This is a genomic window from Enterobacter sp. J49 (genome assembly GCF_002148625.1).
Taxonomy (GTDB): domain Bacteria; phylum Pseudomonadota; class Gammaproteobacteria; order Enterobacterales; family Enterobacteriaceae; genus Enterobacter; species Enterobacter ludwigii.
The window spans coordinates 600,741-618,150 of the sequence record NZ_MWPY01000037.1 but is presented as its reverse complement, the minus strand read 5'-3'; the positions used below and the strand labels follow the sequence as shown (position 1 = coordinate 618,150).

Annotated in this window: 21 protein-coding genes; 14 read left to right on the top strand and 7 right to left on the bottom strand. The window is 51.2% G+C overall.

Annotation, left to right across the window (positions count from 1 at the left end):
• Positions 1 to 490 precede the first annotated feature (490 nt).
• A complete protein-coding gene (locus tag BJP35_RS21210; RefSeq protein ID WP_020883369.1) occupies positions 491 to 994 on the top strand; it encodes a non-heme ferritin-like protein in 504 nt (167 codons plus the stop codon).
• A gap of 176 nt (positions 995 to 1,170) precedes the next feature.
• Positions 1,171 to 2,514, top strand: coding sequence for an anaerobic C4-dicarboxylate transporter (locus tag BJP35_RS21205; protein WP_086463544.1), 1,344 nt, complete (start codon positions 1,171 to 1,173; stop codon positions 2,512 to 2,514).
• A 49-nt stretch (positions 2,515 to 2,563) separates the two neighbouring features.
• Here the strand turns inward: BJP35_RS21205 and BJP35_RS21200 are convergent, their stop codons facing one another.
• From BJP35_RS21200 to BJP35_RS21190, 3 genes are all read right to left on the bottom strand, one after another.
• Positions 2,564 to 2,815 (bottom strand): DUF2766 family protein, encoded by a 252-nt coding sequence (locus BJP35_RS21200; protein ID WP_047744856.1) that lies wholly within the window; start codon positions 2,813 to 2,815, stop codon positions 2,564 to 2,566.
• A gap of 109 nt (positions 2,816 to 2,924) precedes the next feature.
• Entirely contained in the window at positions 2,925 to 3,008 is an 84-nt protein-coding gene (gene azuC / locus BJP35_RS21195; RefSeq protein ID WP_014832437.1) for a stress response protein AzuC, read from the bottom strand.
• A gap of 150 nt (positions 3,009 to 3,158) precedes the next feature.
• Positions 3,159 to 3,797, bottom strand: a complete 639-nt coding sequence (locus BJP35_RS21190; protein ID WP_020883367.1) for an RpiB/LacA/LacB family sugar-phosphate isomerase — start codon at positions 3,795 to 3,797, stop codon at positions 3,159 to 3,161.
• Between the two features lie 247 nt (positions 3,798 to 4,044).
• Here BJP35_RS21190 and BJP35_RS21185 point away from each other — a divergent pair, with 247 nt between their 5' ends.
• From BJP35_RS21185 to ftnA, 3 genes are all read left to right on the top strand, one after another.
• Positions 4,045 to 6,198 (top strand): HD domain-containing phosphohydrolase, encoded by a 2,154-nt coding sequence (locus BJP35_RS21185; protein WP_256971804.1) that lies wholly within the window; start codon positions 4,045 to 4,047, stop codon positions 6,196 to 6,198.
• A gap of 103 nt (positions 6,199 to 6,301) precedes the next feature.
• The gene (gene yecR / locus BJP35_RS21180) at positions 6,302 to 6,640 is read left to right on the top strand and encodes a YecR family lipoprotein (protein ID WP_086463542.1); all 339 of its coding nucleotides are present in this window, start codon (positions 6,302 to 6,304) and stop codon (positions 6,638 to 6,640) included.
• Between the two features lie 202 nt (positions 6,641 to 6,842).
• Entirely contained in the window at positions 6,843 to 7,340 is a 498-nt protein-coding gene (gene ftnA / locus BJP35_RS21175) for a non-heme ferritin (RefSeq protein WP_014170693.1), read from the top strand.
• A gap of 53 nt (positions 7,341 to 7,393) precedes the next feature.
• Here the strand turns inward: ftnA and BJP35_RS21170 are convergent, their stop codons facing one another.
• Positions 7,394 to 7,735 (bottom strand): hypothetical protein, encoded by a 342-nt coding sequence (locus BJP35_RS21170; RefSeq protein WP_086463541.1) that lies wholly within the window; start codon positions 7,733 to 7,735, stop codon positions 7,394 to 7,396.
• A gap of 247 nt (positions 7,736 to 7,982) precedes the next feature.
• Between BJP35_RS21170 and tyrP the strand changes: the two genes are divergently transcribed.
• Complete coding sequence (tyrP, locus tag BJP35_RS21165; RefSeq protein WP_047744859.1) at positions 7,983 to 9,194, top strand: tyrosine transporter TyrP; 1,212 nt, start codon at positions 7,983 to 7,985, stop codon at positions 9,192 to 9,194.
• A gap of 32 nt (positions 9,195 to 9,226) precedes the next feature.
• Here the strand turns inward: tyrP and BJP35_RS21160 are convergent, their stop codons facing one another.
• Positions 9,227 to 9,895 (bottom strand): YecA family protein, encoded by a 669-nt coding sequence (locus tag BJP35_RS21160; protein ID WP_020883362.1) that lies wholly within the window; start codon positions 9,893 to 9,895, stop codon positions 9,227 to 9,229.
• Positions 9,896 to 10,320: 425 nt separating this feature from the next.
• On the opposite strand from BJP35_RS21160, the gene BJP35_RS21155 reads away from it, so the two are divergent.
• The 5 genes from BJP35_RS21155 to BJP35_RS21135 all read left to right on the top strand — a co-directional run bounded on the left by BJP35_RS21155 (position 10,321) and on the right by BJP35_RS21135 (position 15,328).
• A complete protein-coding gene (locus tag BJP35_RS21155) occupies positions 10,321 to 11,442 on the top strand; it encodes a branched-chain amino acid ABC transporter substrate-binding protein (protein WP_020883361.1) in 1,122 nt (373 codons plus the stop codon).
• A gap of 100 nt (positions 11,443 to 11,542) precedes the next feature.
• Entirely contained in the window at positions 11,543 to 12,457 is a 915-nt protein-coding gene (locus tag BJP35_RS21150; protein ID WP_025203827.1) for a branched-chain amino acid ABC transporter permease, read from the top strand.
• An 11-nt stretch (positions 12,458 to 12,468) separates the two neighbouring features.
• Positions 12,469 to 13,743 (top strand): high-affinity branched-chain amino acid ABC transporter permease LivM, encoded by a 1,275-nt coding sequence (gene livM, locus BJP35_RS21145; RefSeq protein WP_020883360.1) that lies wholly within the window; start codon positions 12,469 to 12,471, stop codon positions 13,741 to 13,743.
• Positions 13,740 to 14,615 (top strand): ABC transporter ATP-binding protein, encoded by an 876-nt coding sequence (locus BJP35_RS21140; protein WP_014170700.1) that lies wholly within the window; start codon positions 13,740 to 13,742, stop codon positions 14,613 to 14,615. Before livM ends, BJP35_RS21140 begins: the two co-directional genes overlap by 4 nt.
• A complete protein-coding gene (locus BJP35_RS21135; RefSeq protein WP_014170701.1) occupies positions 14,612 to 15,328 on the top strand; it encodes an ABC transporter ATP-binding protein in 717 nt (238 codons plus the stop codon). The genes BJP35_RS21140 and BJP35_RS21135 overlap by 4 nt, the downstream gene beginning before the upstream one ends.
• Before the next feature lie 103 nt (positions 15,329 to 15,431).
• On the opposite strand, the gene cspF is transcribed toward BJP35_RS21135, so the two are convergent.
• Positions 15,432 to 15,644, bottom strand: coding sequence for a cold shock-like protein CspF (gene cspF / locus BJP35_RS21130; RefSeq protein ID WP_047744860.1), 213 nt, complete (start codon positions 15,642 to 15,644; stop codon positions 15,432 to 15,434).
• 285 nt (positions 15,645 to 15,929) lie between these two features.
• Here cspF and BJP35_RS21125 point away from each other — a divergent pair, with 285 nt between their 5' ends.
• A complete protein-coding gene (locus BJP35_RS21125; RefSeq protein WP_014170702.1) occupies positions 15,930 to 16,148 on the top strand; it encodes a cold shock domain-containing protein in 219 nt (72 codons plus the stop codon).
• 297 nt (positions 16,149 to 16,445) lie between these two features.
• Here BJP35_RS21125 and BJP35_RS24540 read toward each other — a convergent pair whose 3' ends face one another.
• Entirely contained in the window at positions 16,446 to 16,610 is a 165-nt protein-coding gene (locus tag BJP35_RS24540; protein WP_214579409.1) for a YnfU family zinc-binding protein, read from the bottom strand.
• Positions 16,611 to 16,741: 131 nt separating this feature from the next.
• Here BJP35_RS24540 and BJP35_RS24675 point away from each other — a divergent pair, with 131 nt between their 5' ends.
• Positions 16,742 to 16,936, top strand: coding sequence for a hypothetical protein (locus tag BJP35_RS24675; RefSeq protein WP_032669962.1), 195 nt, complete (start codon positions 16,742 to 16,744; stop codon positions 16,934 to 16,936).
• Positions 16,937 to 16,993: 57 nt separating this feature from the next.
• Positions 16,994 to 17,221 carry a hypothetical protein gene (locus BJP35_RS21115; protein WP_014170703.1) on the top strand — a complete coding sequence of 76 codons (228 nt, stop codon included), beginning with the start codon at positions 16,994 to 16,996 and terminating at the stop codon, positions 17,219 to 17,221.
• Positions 17,222 to 17,410 lie beyond the last annotated feature (189 nt).

Here is a 17,410-nt window from a genome sequence, read left to right as displayed (position 1 = left end):
TGAAACAAGATAAAACAGTGTTTCATTTTTACATAATCATTAAGAACAATCTTGCACAGCGATCACACACTCGCCTTTTTGCGATAAATTGATTTAGCGCAATTTTATTCCTCAAAATATATCCTGATTGATTGGTCTGTTTTTCACATCGTCACAGAAGATTCTGTTGCCTTAATATTTTCACTCTTGAAAAAACGAGATAAAAAATACACAAACACATAAAAATCAATCAGTTATTAATGTGTTAATTTATATCCACCTGTTTTCATTTCTGTACTATATTAAATTTTGTAATGTATGGTAAACACAGCCTAATTAAGAGTTTTCTTAGACAGAATACAAGGGTATGCTTATTTATATCGAACACAGGAAGTGAATATTCGATCGACTTTTGTCGCCGCAGAAATGCCATTTCTGCATTCCATTATATGTGCCTGCCGGGTCAGGTTAGCCGCGGACATCACGTCCCACAGTCAATAAGGATATGAGTATGACTACCCAAACGATGATGCAAAAACTCAATGCCCAGTTGAACCTCGAGTTCTATGCCTCGAATCTGCACCTGCATATCAGCTCGTGGTGTTCCGAAAACAGTCTCAATGGCTCCGCCACTTTTTTTCGCAGCCAGGCGCAAAGCAACGTCACCCATATGATGCGTGTTTTTAACTTCATGAAAGCCGCAGGGGCAAACCCAACCGTAAAAGCGCTTGATACGATCGACGATAACTACTCTTCTCTGGAAGAATTGTTTGAGAAAACGCTGGAACAGTACGAACAGCGTTGCAGCACGCTTAACAAGCTGGCCGATGAAGCCAGAGCACAACACGACACCAAAACCCTTAAATTCTTACGCGATATGGATAAAGCGCAACAGCAGGACGGCATGCTGCTTAAAACGCTGGCGGACGAAATCCATAACGCGCAGCAGGCGGGTTTATGTCCGGAACAAACCGACCGTCATCTGCTTGACCTTGTGACGGTACAGCACCACTGATCATTTTTCCTGCTCCCTGCGAGGCGCGCTTTTCGGCCCACCGGGAGCAGGTTCCCCTTCTCGTCGCCAACCTTCTGCTTTTGCTCAGATTTAACAAATCAGATCTCGCTCTCAATGATTAACCACACAACATGTAATGATTTATTTAATTACATTATCATTGACGAGGGAGCATCATGATCACCATTGAGTTTATTGTCATCCTCCTCTGCCTGCTGACAGGTACGCGTTTCGGCGGCATGGGGCTTGGGTTGATAAGCGGTATTGGCCTTTTTATTTTATGTTTTGTCTTTGGTCTGCAACCCGGCAAACCGCCGGTTGACGTGATGCTGACCATTCTCGCCGTCATTGGATGTGCCGCAACGCTTCAGACCGCAGGCGGCCTGAACGTCATGATGCAATTTGCTGAGCGCCTGCTGCGCAAACATCCTCAACACATCACGCTTCTCGCCCCTTTTACCACCTGGATGCTGACCTTTCTCTGCGGGACCGGACACGTGGTGTACACCATGTTTCCCATCATTGCGGATATCGCCCTGAAAAAAGGGATCCGCCCGGAACGCCCAATGGCCGTGGCATCAGTGGCATCGCAGATGGCAATTACGGCCTCGCCGGTCTCCGTGGCCGTTGTGTCACTGGTCTCCATTCTGGGCGCGCAGCATGGGCTCGGCCACGCGTGGGGAATACTGGAAATTCTCGCCGTCTCGGTTCCTGCCTCACTGTTCGGTGTGGCGATTGCTGCGCTGTGGAGTTTGCGTCGTGGGAAAGCGTTAGCGGACGATAAGGAGTTTCAGGAAAAGCTCCAAGATCCGAAGCAGCGTGAATTCATCTACGGCGGGACGGAAACGTTAATGAATCAACGTTTTCCAAAACAGGCCTACTGGTCCACGTGGATTTTCTTCGCCGGCATTGCCGTGGTTGTCCTGCTGGGGGCATTCCCTGACCTGCGCCCTGCATTTGAGATAAAAGGAAAAATGACGGCGCTGTCGATGAACCTTGTCATCCAGATGATGATGTTAATTGCCGGTGCCGTAATGCTGATGGCCTGCAAGGTCAATGCGTCTGCCATTTCTAACGGCGCGGTGTTTAAGGCAGGTATGGTCGCGATCTTCTCGGTGTTCGGGGTGGCGTGGATGAGCGATACCTTTTTCCAGGCGCATCTTGATGAGTTAAAGCTGGCGCTGGAAGGCGTGGTGAAAAGTCATCCGTGGACCTACGCGATTGTGCTGTTCCTGGTATCAAAGCTGGTGAACAGCCAGGCGGCAGCCCTGACGGCCGTTGCGCCTATGGGGCTGATGCTGGGAATCGACCCGAAAATGCTGATCGCCTTTTTCCCGGCCTCTTACGGCTATTTTGTCCTGCCGACCTACCCAAGCGATTTAGCCTGCATCGGCTTTGACCGTTCGGGCACAACCCGCATCGGCAAATTTATCATTAACCACAGCTTTATTTTGCCGGGATTAATTGGCGTTAGCTGCGCGTGTGCGGCGAGCTATCTGCTGGTACAGACGTTCTTTTAAGGTGAGCGAAGGGCGATAAACGGTCGCCCTTTTTAGCGTCAGGCGGGCTTTAGTGAGACTCGCTCTGGGGCGTGAATCGCAGTTCAATCAGCGCGATGGCTTTCTGAATAGCGCGAAGCGTGACCGGGTCAGCCGCAGCGGGATGGCTGTTGAAATCGATATTTTTCAGCTGCGTGGACATCTTCTCGCGCACTTCAACAGGCGCAATAACGTCCAGGACATCAAGGATTTGTTTGATAACTAACTGACAGGCGACAACGTCAGACACCAGCTCCTGATCGGCGCTCAGGTTTTGTGACATGGGGCTTTCTCCTTATTTAAAGGCCGCCATAGTAACAAAACGCAGGCCCATTCATCTCCCTCTCGTCGCTTACGGGCACAAAAAAACCCGCCGAAGCAGGTTTTTTTCATCAGAACATTGCGCCCGGTGGCACGTCTTTAAAAGTGTTGCAGTAGTTAGCCCACATGCTTTTCAGGATTTTGCGAAGTTTCATCAGGTAGCTCCATTAACTTGTTATACAACTTTATCGTCAATGTGCTTATAATATGACCATCGTCACAAAAATCAATATTTTTGTGACGCGAATCACAATTTTATTCTTCCTGCCAAACCTGAAAAGTGGGGCTCACGGCACCTTAAAGCGTCAGCCTACGATCCCGCGAACAAAAGCTTCGATCTCTTTGTCCTGGCAATTCTCAAAGAAGCACTGCTGGAAACGCTGACCCGAAACGGCCGTCTTCACCAGCTCGGGATCGATTGCGCGCAGCGTATCCAGATAGTTTTCTTTCACGACCGCCGCTTTAACCTGGTTCAGAATACCGGCGTTACGCACCTGCGGCTCTTTTCGCTCGGGCGGATAACCTTCACCGTTTCGACCAGTGAACGCTTTTTCAAAGATAAACCGAACGTTCAGTTCAGCCCCCCAACCGAAGCCTTTGGCAAACGGCAGGGAGAGCGCATTACCGTTGTTGATCTGAGCAAACAGGAACGCATCCGCAGGATCAATGCAATAGCCGCAGATAACGCCCGGGTGGATGTTCAGCGACATCAATGCTCCCTGCCCCGTACCGCAGCCGGTCACAACAAAATCAACGGCTTTCGCATTCAGTAAAATGCTCGCCATAATCCCCAGATGGATATAGGTCAGGTGATGGTCATTCTCGTCGCTCATGCCCACGTTATAAACCGGGAACCCTTTTTCATCGGCTACCGTTTTCAACTCTTTCAGTATCACTGGGTTTTTCGCGGCCTGGCTGTTTTCCATCATCAGTGCAATTTTCATTTCATCTCTCCTGAATGCGTGGCGGGAGATCCCGCTATGGATACCTTTACCTGTTCACCCTACTATCAAACAAACAACCTTTCAAATTAAATGAAAGGTTGTTTTAAAAAACAAAGGCGGGTTCACAATTTAGCGAGAATGAGACCGTACGCCAAACGTGCATTAAAAAGTTAAAGCAAACCTGTTGCCGCTTCAGCCCGTTAGCTAGACTGCAAAAGTACACGCTAAAACCGTATGGGGTTGACCTGTGAATCAGCGCTGCCGGATGCTTCGCTCCCTCTTTCTACTCGCGTTGACGGGACTGTTGCTTGCTTGCCCCCCTGCCCGGGCAGAAGAGCCTGTACCGGTCTGGATCTTTGATGCTAACAACTTCGAATTCTGGCGCACACCGCAAGGAGAGTGGCAGGGTTTTTATCCTGAACTGATTAAGGCCATCAATAAACAGGCGGGTACGCAGCTGCAGCTGCGGCCGCTCTCCGGAGCCGATATTAGCCAGCGTTTTGCACAAAATGAGTATGGCGTGTATGCCGGGGTATTGCGCACGGAGAAGCGAGCCAGAACCAAAATTCTCTCAGCACGTTTGTTTGATAACGACGTGGTGGCCGCCAGCCCAACGATGACGGTGACAACTGCCGAACAGCTCAGCCATGCCCGGGTGCTGTTCCGTAAAGACGACGCGACGCTCGACAGCGTGCAACAACGTTATCCCGACCTTAAATTTCGTTCTCTGCGTCTCGTCGCCACCAGCGACGAGGCTTTTCGCTTACTGAGCGACAACCAGGCTGATTTCTATATTAATGACGCTCCGGAGATGGAGAATACCCAGCGCTATTATCTGGTCTCCCGGCCCTTTCCTGAGCTACGCATTCCTGTCGTCCTCGCCTTCAGCCCTGACCTGCTTCCCCTGCGGGATAAAATCAATGCGCTGATTGGCACCTGGTATCGCAACGGCGAAATCAACACGATGCTGGAGGAGAGCAAGCGCAATTACCTGCTAAGCCGTATCACCCTGTCAGAGGAGGAGCGAACCTGGATCGCGCATAACCGCCTGCAGATCAACCTGCCCAAAAACGAGAATTTTGCCCCGCTTATCTGGCGGGACAGCAAGGGCTACCACGGCACAGCCATTGATATGATTAACGACATGCGCGATTTACTGGGCATGAAGGTTGATGTCAATTTTATCGATCACTATTCGAGTCTTCCGCGACAGCAGTGGGCGGTTCGATTGATTGATATCGTTGATCGAAGCGACAGTGCGCATGCACAGGGTCGTATCGGCCCCGACATCGCCTGGCACAACGCCTATTACAATCGCAGCAGTCAGCCCTTCTTGTGGAACGAAGAGAGTATTCGCAGCCAGCGCGTCGGCGTAATCGACGGTTCGTTTGCCGCAGCCTATTTACGCCAGCGTTTTGGCAGCGATGTGATCATCGTGACCCGGCCAACCATTGACGGTCTTATCGACGCGATTGAGAACGATGAGATTGACTATATTCTGGGCGACCTCAGTTCGCTGGAGTCCACGCTTCGCGGCAACGAACTGTTTCGCGGGGTGCTGAAAGTCGCGGGGGTCACCCGCTCTGAATTTATTATTGGCCCCTGGGTGGATCCGCAGCATCCACTCTTTCATCTGCTGACTCAGGTTCATCGCCTGTCAGAATACCGCACGCAAATAGAACGTCAGGATGAGCAGAGTTACTTACCCGATTTTTCTAAAAACACGCTGAAGATTATCAGCGTGATTTTGCTGATCGTGGCCCTGTTCAGCATCGGTATGCTGATCATGATGCGTCGCCATTTACGCCAGAACCGGATGGTTAACCGCAATATGGTGCAGGCGCTGGAGAAGGTAAACCGCGCGCACGATGACGAGACCGGCAGCCATATTCAGCGCGTCGCCCGATATTGCGGCTTAATGGCGCGTGAGCTTGGGCTTTCGCGCAAAATGACCCGTGAGATAGAACATTTTGCCTCACTTCACGATGTCGGAAAAATTGCCGTGCCGGAGCGTATTCTGCGTAAGCAAGGCCCGCTGACCCAGGACGAGTTTGCCGAGATGAAACTTCATACCGTGAAAGGGTGGCGGATTATTCAGGGCTTAGAGCTGGGCGCAGTTGCGGAGAATATTATCCATTTCCATCATGAAAAATGGGATGGCAGCGGATATCCGCAGGGGCTACGGGGAGAACAGATCCCGCTGGAAGCCCGCATACTGGCGCTGGCCGATGTGTATGATGCCCTGAGGCAAAAGCGGGTCTATAAGCCGGGATTCACTCACGAGCAAGCCTGCAAAATCATTCTGGAGGGTGACGGCCGCCATTTTGACCCGCAGCTTATTGCGCTGTTTCGCCTGCATCATCTTAAGTTTAAAACCATTTTTGACAGCCTGGCCGACTAAACGGCCCGTCGCAAAGAGAAAGCGCAGATTGCCCGGCTATTCCTCGCATTGCGACTCACATCTGCAGGTACGATAACGTATTTCCACTCACTCAGAGCGAACCATGAAAAGAGTCTTCGTCGCCGGTACGATCCTGCTGCTGGCGGGCTGTAACATTAATCGCCAGGCTGAGGTCAGCGCCCTGGACGCGCCAAACGGCATCGTCCGCCTCGACTACGGGCAAGCAATGCTGCAAAACGCCTATTCCGATGAGTATGTTAATAACGGCACCGCAGCTAAAGCGTGTCAGAGCATGGGGTATGCCACCGCCTCAGCCTATGGCCAGCCCATTAAAACCTGCACCCTGACCAGCGGCTCTCTGTGTCTCAATGAGAGCGTGACGATCCAGTATAAATGCATGGGCTTTGCCGTAAACCCTAAAGCAAATAACCCGTGGTATTAATCTGTGCTGCCAGTATTGACTGGCAGTGTATTTCATTACGAACAAAAACAATTCTCATTAATAAAATATAAAATCGGCAATGCGTTTTATTCCCATTCGTATTTTAAATAAAGAAATAATTATTTTACGTTTTGCAAATAATTAAATAACAAATTATAGTGTCGCTCATTGTGAACCAGAATTAATAACCCGGAGCGTCACCATGCTGAAAACTGAAATGATCGACAAGCTCAATGCGCAAATGAACCTTGAGCTTTTTTCATCCCTTCTCTACCAGCAGATGAGCGCCTGGTGCAGCTACCACAGTTTTGAAGGCGCTGCCGCCTTCCTGCGCCGCCACGCGCAGGAAGAGATGACCCACATGCAGCGTCTGTTTGATTATCTGACTGACACGGGCAGCCTGCCGCGCATCGATAACGTTGCGTCCCCGTTTGCCGAGTATAATTCGCTTGATGAGCTCTTCCGTGCGACCTATGAGCACGAGCAGCTGATTACGCAAAAAATTAACGAACTGGTTCATGCGGCAATGATCGGCCAGGATTATCCGACCTTTAATTTCCTGCAGTGGTACGTGGCAGAGCAACACGAAGAAGAGAAACTGTTTAAATCCGTGCTGGATAAATTGTCTCTGGTGGGGAAAACAGGCGAAGGTCTTTACTTTATCGATAAAGAACTTTCTACCCTTGATACACAGAAATAATATTGCTGCGGTGCTGTTTTCAGCGCCGCACTTTTTATTCTCCGCGCACAGATTTACATACACCCCGCACAGCTTGTACACCGCCAGTCCTGCGCATTGACCGCCTGGTAAAAATACCGGTAGTTAGCCGTCTCCAGCGGAATCCCGGCGTCAAAAAAAACATCTGTCAGCCAGTCTACGTTTTCGATGATCCACTCATCTTCTTTTAGCCCCTGCGCAAAGGTGTCGTCCTCAGGATCGATGATCGAATAAATGGCCCAGGTGCCCATATCCTTTTCACGACGCGATTCAGGAAGCTGCAGGGCCTGGTTCTGCCAGCTGATTATCCAGTGACCATGGCACAGTAAATTACCGCCCCGGCTCCACGCCGCGGTAAAGGGATTTTTTCCCGCCATCTGCCCTCACTTTATTTGAAAACTTATAGTTATTGTTTAAATTACGCCTGATTTTTCGGCAAAAATAGTGCCCTTACGAAGTAGATATCCCCTCCCAAAGGGGCAGGTTCGGGTAAATTACTTAAAGTCGAAAAATATCGTAAATAATTCATTACACCTGCTGTAACGGTCATTTGACGAAGCGGGGCTTTTCCCTTACTCTGCGCCGCAGAATTTGTCGCGATTACGAATCGTTGTAGAGGAATGCGTGAAAAACAGAACCCTGGGAAGTATTTTTATCGTCGCCGGAACGACGATTGGCGCAGGAATGCTGGCGATGCCTCTGGCTGCCGCAGGCGTTGGATTTGGAATGACACTGCTGCTCCTTGGCACACTCTGGGCGTTGATGTGCTACACCGCCCTGCTGTTGCTTGAGGTTTATCAGCATGTGCCCGCGGATACCGGCCTGGGTTCTCTTGCGGCACGCTACCTGGGACGCTATGGCCAGTGGATAACCGGCTTTAGCATGATGTTCCTGATGTACGCCCTGACCGCAGCCTATATCAGCGGCGCCGGGGAGTTAATCGCCTCCAGCGTTAACGACTGGTTCGACGCTGATATCACGCCTTCAACGGGCGTTATCTTCTTTGCGCTTATTGGCGGGGGGGTGGTCTGTGTGGGGACTTCGCTGGTCGATCTGTTTAACCGTTTTCTGTTCAGCGCCAAAATACTGTTCCTGATTGTGATGCTGGTTCTGCTGGCACCGCATGTTCACAAGGTTAATCTGCTGACGCTGCCGCTGGAAAAAGGGCTGGCGCTGTCCGCGATCCCGGTTATTTTCACCTCGTTTGGCTTCCACGGCAGCGTACCCAGCATCGTGAGCTATATGAACGGCGATATCCTTAAGCTACGCCGCGTCTTTATGGTGGGGAGCGCCATCCCGCTGATTGCCTATATTTTCTGGCAACTGGTGACGCTGGGGAGCATTGACGCGTCGACCTTTACCGGGCTGATGGCGGAACACGCTGGCCTGAACGGTTTTCTGCTGGCACTGCGCGAGGTTGTCACCTCCCCGCACGTTGAGCTGGCGGTCCATCTGTTTGCCGACCTGGCGCTGGCCACCTCATTCCTGGGCGTGGCGCTCGGCCTGTTTGATTACCTGGCCGATCTGTTCCAGCGTCGCAATACTGCCGCAGGACGCTTACAGACGGGGGCAGTCACCTTCCTGCCTCCTCTGGCGTTCGCGCTGTTTTACCCGCGTGGGTTCGTGATGGCGCTGGGGTATGCAGGTGTGGCGTTATCCGTGCTGGCCTTGCTGCTCCCTTCCCTGCTGGCCTGGAAGAGCCGCCAGCAGCATCCTCAGCAAGGGTACCGCGTCATGGGCGGCAAACCGCTGCTGTGCATGGTGTTTGCCTGCGGAGTGATGATTATTCTGGTGCAGTGCTTGATAGCCGCGGGGATGCTGCCGGAAGTGGGTTAACAAAAAAAGGGGCTGAAATCAGCCCCTTTTTATTAGTGCAAACAGCAGCTCTTAAACTTCTTCCCGCTGCCGCACGGACACGGATCGTTACGCCCAACCTTTGTGCCGTTAACAATCGGTTTTTTTGCTTCCGGCTGCTGTGGGTTGTCCACCCAGTAATTGTACAAACGCAGAGCCGCAGGCTGAATGCTCTCAATGCTGGCTTTATATTCGTCTTCGCTCAGCTCATCCAGCTTCTCGCTGTTCTCGTCTGTACCGTGCAGCGCAATCGCATCGAGATCGGCCTTCAGCGCTTCCGGTAAGGCTGACCAGTCCGTCAGCGCCACACCGCGCATATAGCCATAACACCACTCTTCAACAACGGTATAGCTCTCGCCGTCGACATCGTTGTAACCAAACATCGGCTCAAACTGATCCGGGTATTCGCTCAGGCGCTCAGCAATGTCGTTCATATGCTTAAAGCAGAGATCGATAAAACGGTGCATTTCACGATCGTTTTTCCAGCGCGGAATGTATTTCTCGCCACCCCACACCGCCACCAGCCAGGTATCTGGCTCAACGACAACAGGGCCGGAAAGGACTGCGGTAAGCATGCCGTCCAGTTCAGACACGTCAATCACGGACGCATCGTCATGACCGTAAGACATTAATGTCTCTTCAAGCCACGCCATTTCGCTTTCATTCAATGGGCCTTCAGTCATCGCTGACACTCCTGATAAAAAAGGAAAAGATCCTGACACATATCTCGCGGCTTTCCTATCTGAAGTTTAGGTCTTTATTGCTGCAAAAACGTGCAAATCGTGACCATTGCACAACTTATGGGCTTTGTTGTTAACGATATGTGATCTCCGCTGTAATTTCATCGCGTCCCACAAGGTGCCATATCACCGCACTCTATACTCAAACATGTCACAACCCGCTCAATGGGTTAACCATTCTGGCAACGATTTTGCTTAATGTTCTTCGCGCGAACCTGCGCAGGGAAACCTCGCCGTATTACGCAGGCGTTGTCTGGATCTTGTTCGTTTAGTGCATTTTGTTCTTGCTCGTGTTTTTGGATTGGCTGCGCCGTCGGCGTCCGGGTTTACGCCGTGGTGCAAAAACCTCTTTGCTAAGGAACATAATAATGTCGCTGAAATTTATCAGAACTCCCCTTTCTCTCGTGCTGGCCGGTTGTCTGGTGACGGCATTTTCTGCGCATGCAGATATTGTCATTGGTGTGGCCGGGCCGTTTACCGGTCCAAACGCCACCTATGGCGATCAGTACTGGCACGGTGCAACGCAGGCCGCTGAAGACATTAACGCCGCAGGCGGCATTAACGGCGAGAAGATTAAGCTGGTTCAGGGGGATGATGCCTGCGAGCCGAAACAAGCCGTGGCCGTCGCCAACCGCCTGGTCGACCAGGATAAAGTCAACGCGGTGGTCGGCCATTTCTGCTCCTCTTCCACAATGCCCGCCTCTGAGGTGTACAGCGACGCGGGGATCCTTGCCATTACCCCCGGCTCCACCAACCCGCTCATTACCGAACGAGGCATGACCGATATGTTCCGCATGTGTGGTCGCGATGACCAGCAGGGCCAGGTCGCCAGCGATTTCATTATCGATAAGCTGAAAGCCAAACGTGTGGTCATCATCCATGACAAAGACACCTACGGTCAGGGGCTGGCAGACGCCACTAAAGCTGCGCTGGCGAAGCGCGGGGTTCAGGATGTGATGTATGAGGGCTTATCCCGTGGTGAGAAAGACTTTAACGCGCTGGTGACAAAAATCGGCGCGCAAAAGCCGGATGTGGTGTTCTTCGGCGGTTGTCACCCTGAAGCCGGCCCGCTGGTTCGCCAGATGCGTGAACAGGGCGTGCAGGCGAAATTCTTCTCCGGCGACTGTATCGTCAACGAAGAGATGGTGACCGCGGCGGGTGGGCCACAATATACCAAGGGGATTTATATGACCTTTGGTAAAGACCCGCGTCTGATCCCGGATGGGAAAGCGGTCATTGAGAAATTCCGCGCCGGAAAATTCGAGCCTGAAGGTTATACCCTCTACTCTTATGCCTCCGTTCAGGCCATTGCCGCGGCCTTCAAGGCCACGGGCGGTAAAGACTCGGCCAAAGCCAGCGAATGGCTGAAAGCCAATGCCGTCGACACGGTTATGGGCAAAAAAGCCTGGGACAGCAAAGGCGATTTGAAAGTGTCTGACTACGTGGTGTATCAGTGGGACGATAACGGAAAATATAAGGAAGTTCAGTAACGGGACGGAGTCACGCTCAACGCCGGCAGGTTCGCCTGTCGGCGCGTAATAAACATCAGGCTGCGCGTGCCGCGCAGCTTAAAATAACGAGCGCGCTATGATGAGTACATTCTTCCTGCAACAGTTAATAAATGGCTTAACGCTGGGCTCCGTGTATGGATTAATCGCCATCGGCTACACCATGGTGTATGGCATCATTGGTATGATTAATTTCGCCCACGGCGAAGTGTATATGATCTCCGCCTACCTCTGCGCCATTGGCCTGGCGCTGCTCTCCTTCTTCGGCCTGCAGTCATTCCCGTTGCTTATCCTCGGTACGCTGATTTTCACGATTGTGGTGACCGGTGTTTACGGCTGGACTATCGAGCGTATTGCCTATAAGCCGCTACGCAACTCTACCCGTCTGGCACCGCTTATCTCCGCCATCGGGATGTCTCTGATTTTGCAAAACTACGCGCAGCTGAGCCAGGGGCCACGTCAGCAAGGGGTGCCCACGATGCTGGATGGCGTACTTCGCCTGCATATTGGTGAGGGGTTCGTTCAGATAACCTACACCAAAGTGTTTATTCTGGTTGCCTCGTTCGCCGGCATGCTGTTGCTGACATGGATAATCAACAATACCCGGCTTGGGCGGATGTGCCGTGCGGTGCAGCAGGACCGCAAAATGGCCTCCATTCTGGGCATTAACACCGACAGAATCATTTCGCTGGTCTTTGTGATTGGCGCGGCGATGGCCGGTCTGGCGGGTGTACTCATCACCATGAATTACGGCACCTTCGATTTCTACGTCGGATTTGTCATTGGCATCAAGGCGTTTACCGCAGCGGTGCTCGGCGGGATTGGCTCCCTGCCCGGTGCGATGCTCGGCGGGTTGATTCTGGGCGTCGCCGAGGCGCAATTTTCCGGCATGGTGAACTCAGATTATAAAGATGTGTTCTCGTTTGGCTTGCTGGTTTTGATCCTGATTTTTCGTCCTCAGGGTCTGCTTGGCCGCCCGATTGTCGCCAAAGTGTGAAGGAGAATACGATGACCTCTCACGGCTTTTCGCTTAAGCGCTGCATTCTGGACGCCATTTTTTCCGGGCTGATTGCGTTAATAATTTTTGGCCCGATTGCCGGCGTGGTGCTGGACGGATACAGCTTTAATTTCGCCGGACAGCGGCTCGCATGGATAGTCGGCATCGTGATGCTGGGCCGTTTTCTGCTGAGCGCTTTTTTAGGTACCGCTCCGGGTGCACGTTTCCAGGCACGTTTTGAAGCCGACAGCGCGGGGGTTTATGTCCGGCCGCCGGAATACAAAAGCCGCATGCGCTGGATAATCCCGCTGATTATCGCCCTTGCGATCTGCTTTCCCTTTGTTGCCACCAAGTACGTGCTCACCGTCGCCATTCTTGGACTTATCTACGTGCTTCTCGGTCTCGGGCTGAATATTGTGGTCGGTCTGGCCGGGCTTCTGGATCTCGGTTATGTCGCTTTTTATGCCATCGGCGCTTACGGGCTGGCGCTGGGGTATCAGTATCTGGGATTAGGATTCTGGAGCATGCTGCCGCTGGCGGCAATTATGGCTGCCGCGGCCGGCGCCCTGCTCGGCTTTCCGGTGCTGCGCATGCACGGTGATTACCTGGCGATCGTCACGCTTGGCTTTGGGGAGATTATTCGCCTGATCCTCAACAACTGGCTGACCTTCACCGGTGGCCCGAACGGCGTTTCTGCCCCACCTCCCACCTTTTTCGGACTGGAGTTTGGCCGCCGTGCCAAAGAAGGAGGCGTGCCCTTTCACGAATTTTTCCATCTGACCTACAACCCGAACATGAAGTTTATCTTTATCTACACGGTGCTGTTCCTGGTGGTGATGCTGGTGCTGTATATCAAGCATCGTCTGACGCGGATGCCGATTGGTCGGGCATGGGAAGCCCTGCGGGAAGATGAAATCGCCTGTCGCTCAATGGGATTAAATCATGTGCTGGTCAAGCTCTCGGCCTTTACGCTGGGTGCGTCGACTGCCGGCATCGCCGGGGTGTTTTTTGCCACTTATCAGGGCTTTGTCAACCCGACATCGTTTACCTTTTTTGAATCGGCGCTGATCCTGGCAATTGTGGTGCTCGGCGGTATGGGCTCAACGCTTGGCGTGGTGCTGGCGGCGTTTGTGCTCACGGTGACGCCGGAGCTGCTGCGCAGTTTTGCCGAGTACCGGGTTTTACTGTTTGGCATGCTGATGGTGGTGATGATGATCTGGCGTCCACGCGGGTTGATCCGCATTAACCGCAGCGGGTTTGCCGTGCGTAAGGGCGTAGCGCCATGAACGGAACGATATTAAGCGTTGAACATCTGATGATGCATTTCGGCGGGATCAAGGCGTTAAACGACGTCAACCTGGACGTGCAGCGCGGTTCAATTACTGCGCTTATTGGCCCAAACGGCGCGGGAAAAACCACCGTCTTCAACTGCCTGACCGGTTTCTATAAGGCTTCCGGCGGCAATATTTTCTTCAATACGCGCAATAAGACGACCAACGTCATTCAGATCCTCGGGCAAAAATTCCAGCCAGGAGACTGGATCCACCCTGCGCAGTTTGGGCAACGCCTGTTCTACAAAATGTTCGGCGGCACTCACCTGGTGAACCGCGCCGGACTTGCGCGCACCTTTCAAAATATTCGTCTTTTTCGCGAGATGTCGGTCGTGGAAAACCTGCTCGTGGCCCAGCACATGCGCGTCAATCGCAACCTGCTGGCTGGCGTATTCAATACGCCAGCGTACCGACGGGCGGAAAACGACGCGCTGGACAGGGCCTTTTACTGGCTGGAGGTGGTCGATCTTGTGGAGTGCGCCAACCGCCTGGCGGGCGAGATGTCGTACGGTCAACAGCGGCGCCTGGAGATCGCGCGGGCCATGTGCACCGGCCCGGAAATGATCTGTCTGGATGAACCCGCCGCCGGGCTGAACCCGGTAGAGACACATAAGCTGAGTAACATTATTCGTTTTCTGCGCGACAACCACGGCATAACGGTATTACTGATTGAGCACGACATGGGGATGGTGATGGAAATATCGGACGACATTATTGTGCTCGACCATGGCGATGTGATTGCCCGGGGGAAACCTGAGCAGATCCAGCATGACGAAAAGGTGATTGCCGCCTATCTGGGCACCGATGAAAGCGAGGTCACCCTATGAATGAGCCGCTGCTGGCATTTCGCGAGGTGGATGTGTTCTATGGCGTGATTCAGGCGCTTAAGCAGGTATCCCTCGAAGTGCATAAAGGGGAAACGGTGGCGCTTATCGGCGCGAATGGCGCGGGTAAATCGACATTGCTGATGTCTATTTTTGGCCAACCGCGTATTCGTAACGGGCAAATCCTGTTTTGCGGCGAAGACATCAGCCATAAATCTACCCACTATGTGGCCTCCGGCGGCATAGCGCAGGCACCCGAGGGGCGGCGTATTTTTCCGGATATGACGGTTGAAGAGAACCTGCTGATGGGGACCATTCCTGTCGGCAATCAATTTGCCGCCGACGATATGCAGAGCATGTTTGAATTGTTCCCGCGCCTCAAAGAACGCCGTAAACAGCGAGCCATGACCATGTCCGGCGGAGAACAGCAAATGCTTGCCATCGCCCGCGCGCTAATGAGCCGCCCTAAACTGCTACTGCTGGATGAACCCAGCCTGGGTCTGGCGCCCATAGTGGTTAAGCAGATCTTCCAGACGCTGCGCGAGCTGGCTCGCAACGGCATGACCATTTTTCTGGTAGAGCAAAATGCGCATCATGCTCTGAAGCTTTCTGACCGTGGCTACGTCATGGTCAACGGGCAAATTCGCCTCAGCGGCAGCGGCGAGGAGTTGCTGGGAAACCAGGAGGTAAGAAAAGCCTATTTAGGCGGAGTGTAATTCATACGCGTGTCATACGCATGTCGCGCATAACTGTAAATATATGTCAGGCGATACGACGCGGGTGATTCAATATACCGCTTTTAACATCTTCGCTGATTATTTATGAAAGATAGACATTTGCGGCCATCGGTCCGCTGAGTCCGTTGATGCGACAGAACTCAACGCGAATCCCGGGAAGGAGCGTTTCTTTTTCGTTGTTATTAAAGGCTGAAATGTGGAGAAAAACGTCCTTTCGACCTTCTGAAGGGATGATTAGGCCTTTGCCACTGTGCATATCAAAACTTTTGACAATTCCTGTCATTTTACGAGACAAATAAGATCCTCTTAGAAAACATGCATTAACTATACACACAAATTAATTTTAAGCTAATGCAGTGTGACACTTTTTATGTGAGCCTTCCGGAAGGCTAAAATAAAAATTGCTAATTCTCCCTCCTCATGCATTAATGAAGTCGTTGGTTTAATCCACACACGAGCGTAAAAAATTTTACCCGGCAGTCCTCATAACCAGGCGCTATCGCTGATATCCCCTCCTTTTGAGTCCATACGTTTAATATTATACGTTTCTTAGCATTTCAAATACTCACAAGGAGTCTTCATGTCTTCAAGAATTATAGGTTTGGTTAAGTGGTTTAACGAAGATAAAGGTTTCGGTTTTATCTCTCCTGTCGATGGTAGCAAAGATGTGTTTGTGCACTTTTCTGCTCTGCAGGGTGATGATTTTAAAACTCTCTTTGAAGGCCAGAAAGTCGAATTTGCTATCCAGAGTGGCGAAAAAGGCCCTGCTGCTGCAAGCGTAATACTTTGCGATAGATAAAGTTATCACGGACCCGCGATCACGATGATGGATTTTTCCTGAGTAGACGGGTCCTGGATTAGAAGGCTTTTTCTGAGCAACAGGTCAGCATATTTTTCTCGTAGAAAGAGTGTGCTGACCGATGTGATGAAGTGCAGGTCTGCTGCACGAAGAGTCTTAAAGCAGAAGCGAGCTGCTTGTAAAATATCAAAGTGCGTAAGAGGTCAGGCAACCTCCAAAAGCATCACTTCTTCAATGTTGCTTTGCCAAATGAGATCGTCTGTAAAGACGCAAATTCATCATCTGGCAAATGCATTTTTAGAATTTTTGAGCGGTTTTGAAAAGAGTGCTGCAGTGTGGGCAGACAAGTTGAGCCCCTTTTTGTACACGGCTGAAACTATGCTCAGAGTCTTTTGAACAGTTTGGACATGGACATTTTACTAAGTAATTGCGACGGAATTGTGTATTTTTACGTCCTGACATAGGCATCTCCTGATTTAAACGACTGTCACCATACACGTTCACGAAGATGATTGCTTGCTTTTATTTCCGAATGATTGCAAAAACCAAAGAAAGTACAAATGCAACGTTTTTTCGAAAATTAAATACCGCTAATGTTAAAAAAGGTAAATGATATCAACTTAAATATTCACTTCAGATGCCCATGTTGTCATGGCTCCCAATACAGAACGTCGATTTTTGATGTGTCTGAAAAAAATCCGTATGGCGCTAAATGCATTTTCTGCAAATCGACGATGACATTCGCAGACAGACCTGACAGCCAGACAAAAATTTTCGCGCCGTCCTGATCCCCCTCGCCTTCACAGAGAAGGTGCTTAAGCAGATAACGACCAACAAGGTGAGATATGAAGAAAGTCATCGTCTTTTTCAATGGTAAACCGAGCAATGTTGTCACCGTGCTTAAGGGTATTACATCCATACGGCAGGAATATCCGAATGGTGAAGCGATAAACCTGCAGATAATGTCCGCAGGTTTTCCTTCTTTGACCGGCGATCATGAAGTGGTTTATGTGGCGTCGGACAGGGAGCTGACTTCTCAGGAAATTCTGGATGCGGCTAAGAAATATTTATAATTACTCAGAATGTATGGCTGTTCTTGTAGATGCCCTTGTTTAAGGGTAATCCACTTCTTATTTGTGCTGCTAACATCTTTTGTTTACCCTCCCCCGCGTTAAAAACCTTATACGGAATGAATAATACGTTAACGCTATCGCGAACAAACACATCCCTAATAGACTTAATTGCGTCATAATATGCCAGGT

Coding starts and splice junctions, on each gene's coding strand:
- BJP35_RS21210 (WP_020883369.1), top strand. CDS start 491: ATGACTACCCAAACGATGATGCAAAAACTCAATGCCCAGTTGAACCTC.
- BJP35_RS21205 (WP_086463544.1), top strand. CDS start 1,171: ATGATCACCATTGAGTTTATTGTCATCCTCCTCTGCCTGCTGACAGGT.
- BJP35_RS21200 (WP_047744856.1), bottom strand. CDS start 2,815: ATGTCACAAAACCTGAGCGCCGATCAGGAGCTGGTGTCTGACGTTGTC.
- azuC (WP_014832437.1), bottom strand. CDS start 3,008: ATGAAACTTCGCAAAATCCTGAAAAGCATGTGGGCTAACTACTGCAAC.
- BJP35_RS21190 (WP_020883367.1), bottom strand. CDS start 3,797: ATGAAAATTGCACTGATGATGGAAAACAGCCAGGCCGCGAAAAACCCA.
- yecR (WP_086463542.1), top strand. CDS start 6,302: ATGAAAAGAGTCTTCGTCGCCGGTACGATCCTGCTGCTGGCGGGCTGT.
- ftnA (WP_014170693.1), top strand. CDS start 6,843: ATGCTGAAAACTGAAATGATCGACAAGCTCAATGCGCAAATGAACCTT.
- BJP35_RS21170 (WP_086463541.1), bottom strand. CDS start 7,735: ATGGCGGGAAAAAATCCCTTTACCGCGGCGTGGAGCCGGGGCGGTAAT.
- BJP35_RS21160 (WP_020883362.1), bottom strand. CDS start 9,895: ATGACTGAAGGCCCATTGAATGAAAGCGAAATGGCGTGGCTTGAAGAG.
- BJP35_RS21155 (WP_020883361.1), top strand. CDS start 10,321: ATGTCGCTGAAATTTATCAGAACTCCCCTTTCTCTCGTGCTGGCCGGT.
- BJP35_RS21150 (WP_025203827.1), top strand. CDS start 11,543: ATGAGTACATTCTTCCTGCAACAGTTAATAAATGGCTTAACGCTGGGC.
- livM (WP_020883360.1), top strand. CDS start 12,469: ATGACCTCTCACGGCTTTTCGCTTAAGCGCTGCATTCTGGACGCCATT.
- BJP35_RS21140 (WP_014170700.1), top strand. CDS start 13,740: ATGAACGGAACGATATTAAGCGTTGAACATCTGATGATGCATTTCGGC.
- BJP35_RS21135 (WP_014170701.1), top strand. CDS start 14,612: ATGAATGAGCCGCTGCTGGCATTTCGCGAGGTGGATGTGTTCTATGGC.
- BJP35_RS21125 (WP_014170702.1), top strand. CDS start 15,930: ATGTCTTCAAGAATTATAGGTTTGGTTAAGTGGTTTAACGAAGATAAA.
- BJP35_RS24540 (WP_214579409.1), bottom strand. CDS start 16,610: ATGTCAGGACGTAAAAATACACAATTCCGTCGCAATTACTTAGTAAAA.
- BJP35_RS24675 (WP_032669962.1), top strand. CDS start 16,742: ATGTTAAAAAAGGTAAATGATATCAACTTAAATATTCACTTCAGATGC.
- BJP35_RS21115 (WP_014170703.1), top strand. CDS start 16,994: ATGAAGAAAGTCATCGTCTTTTTCAATGGTAAACCGAGCAATGTTGTC.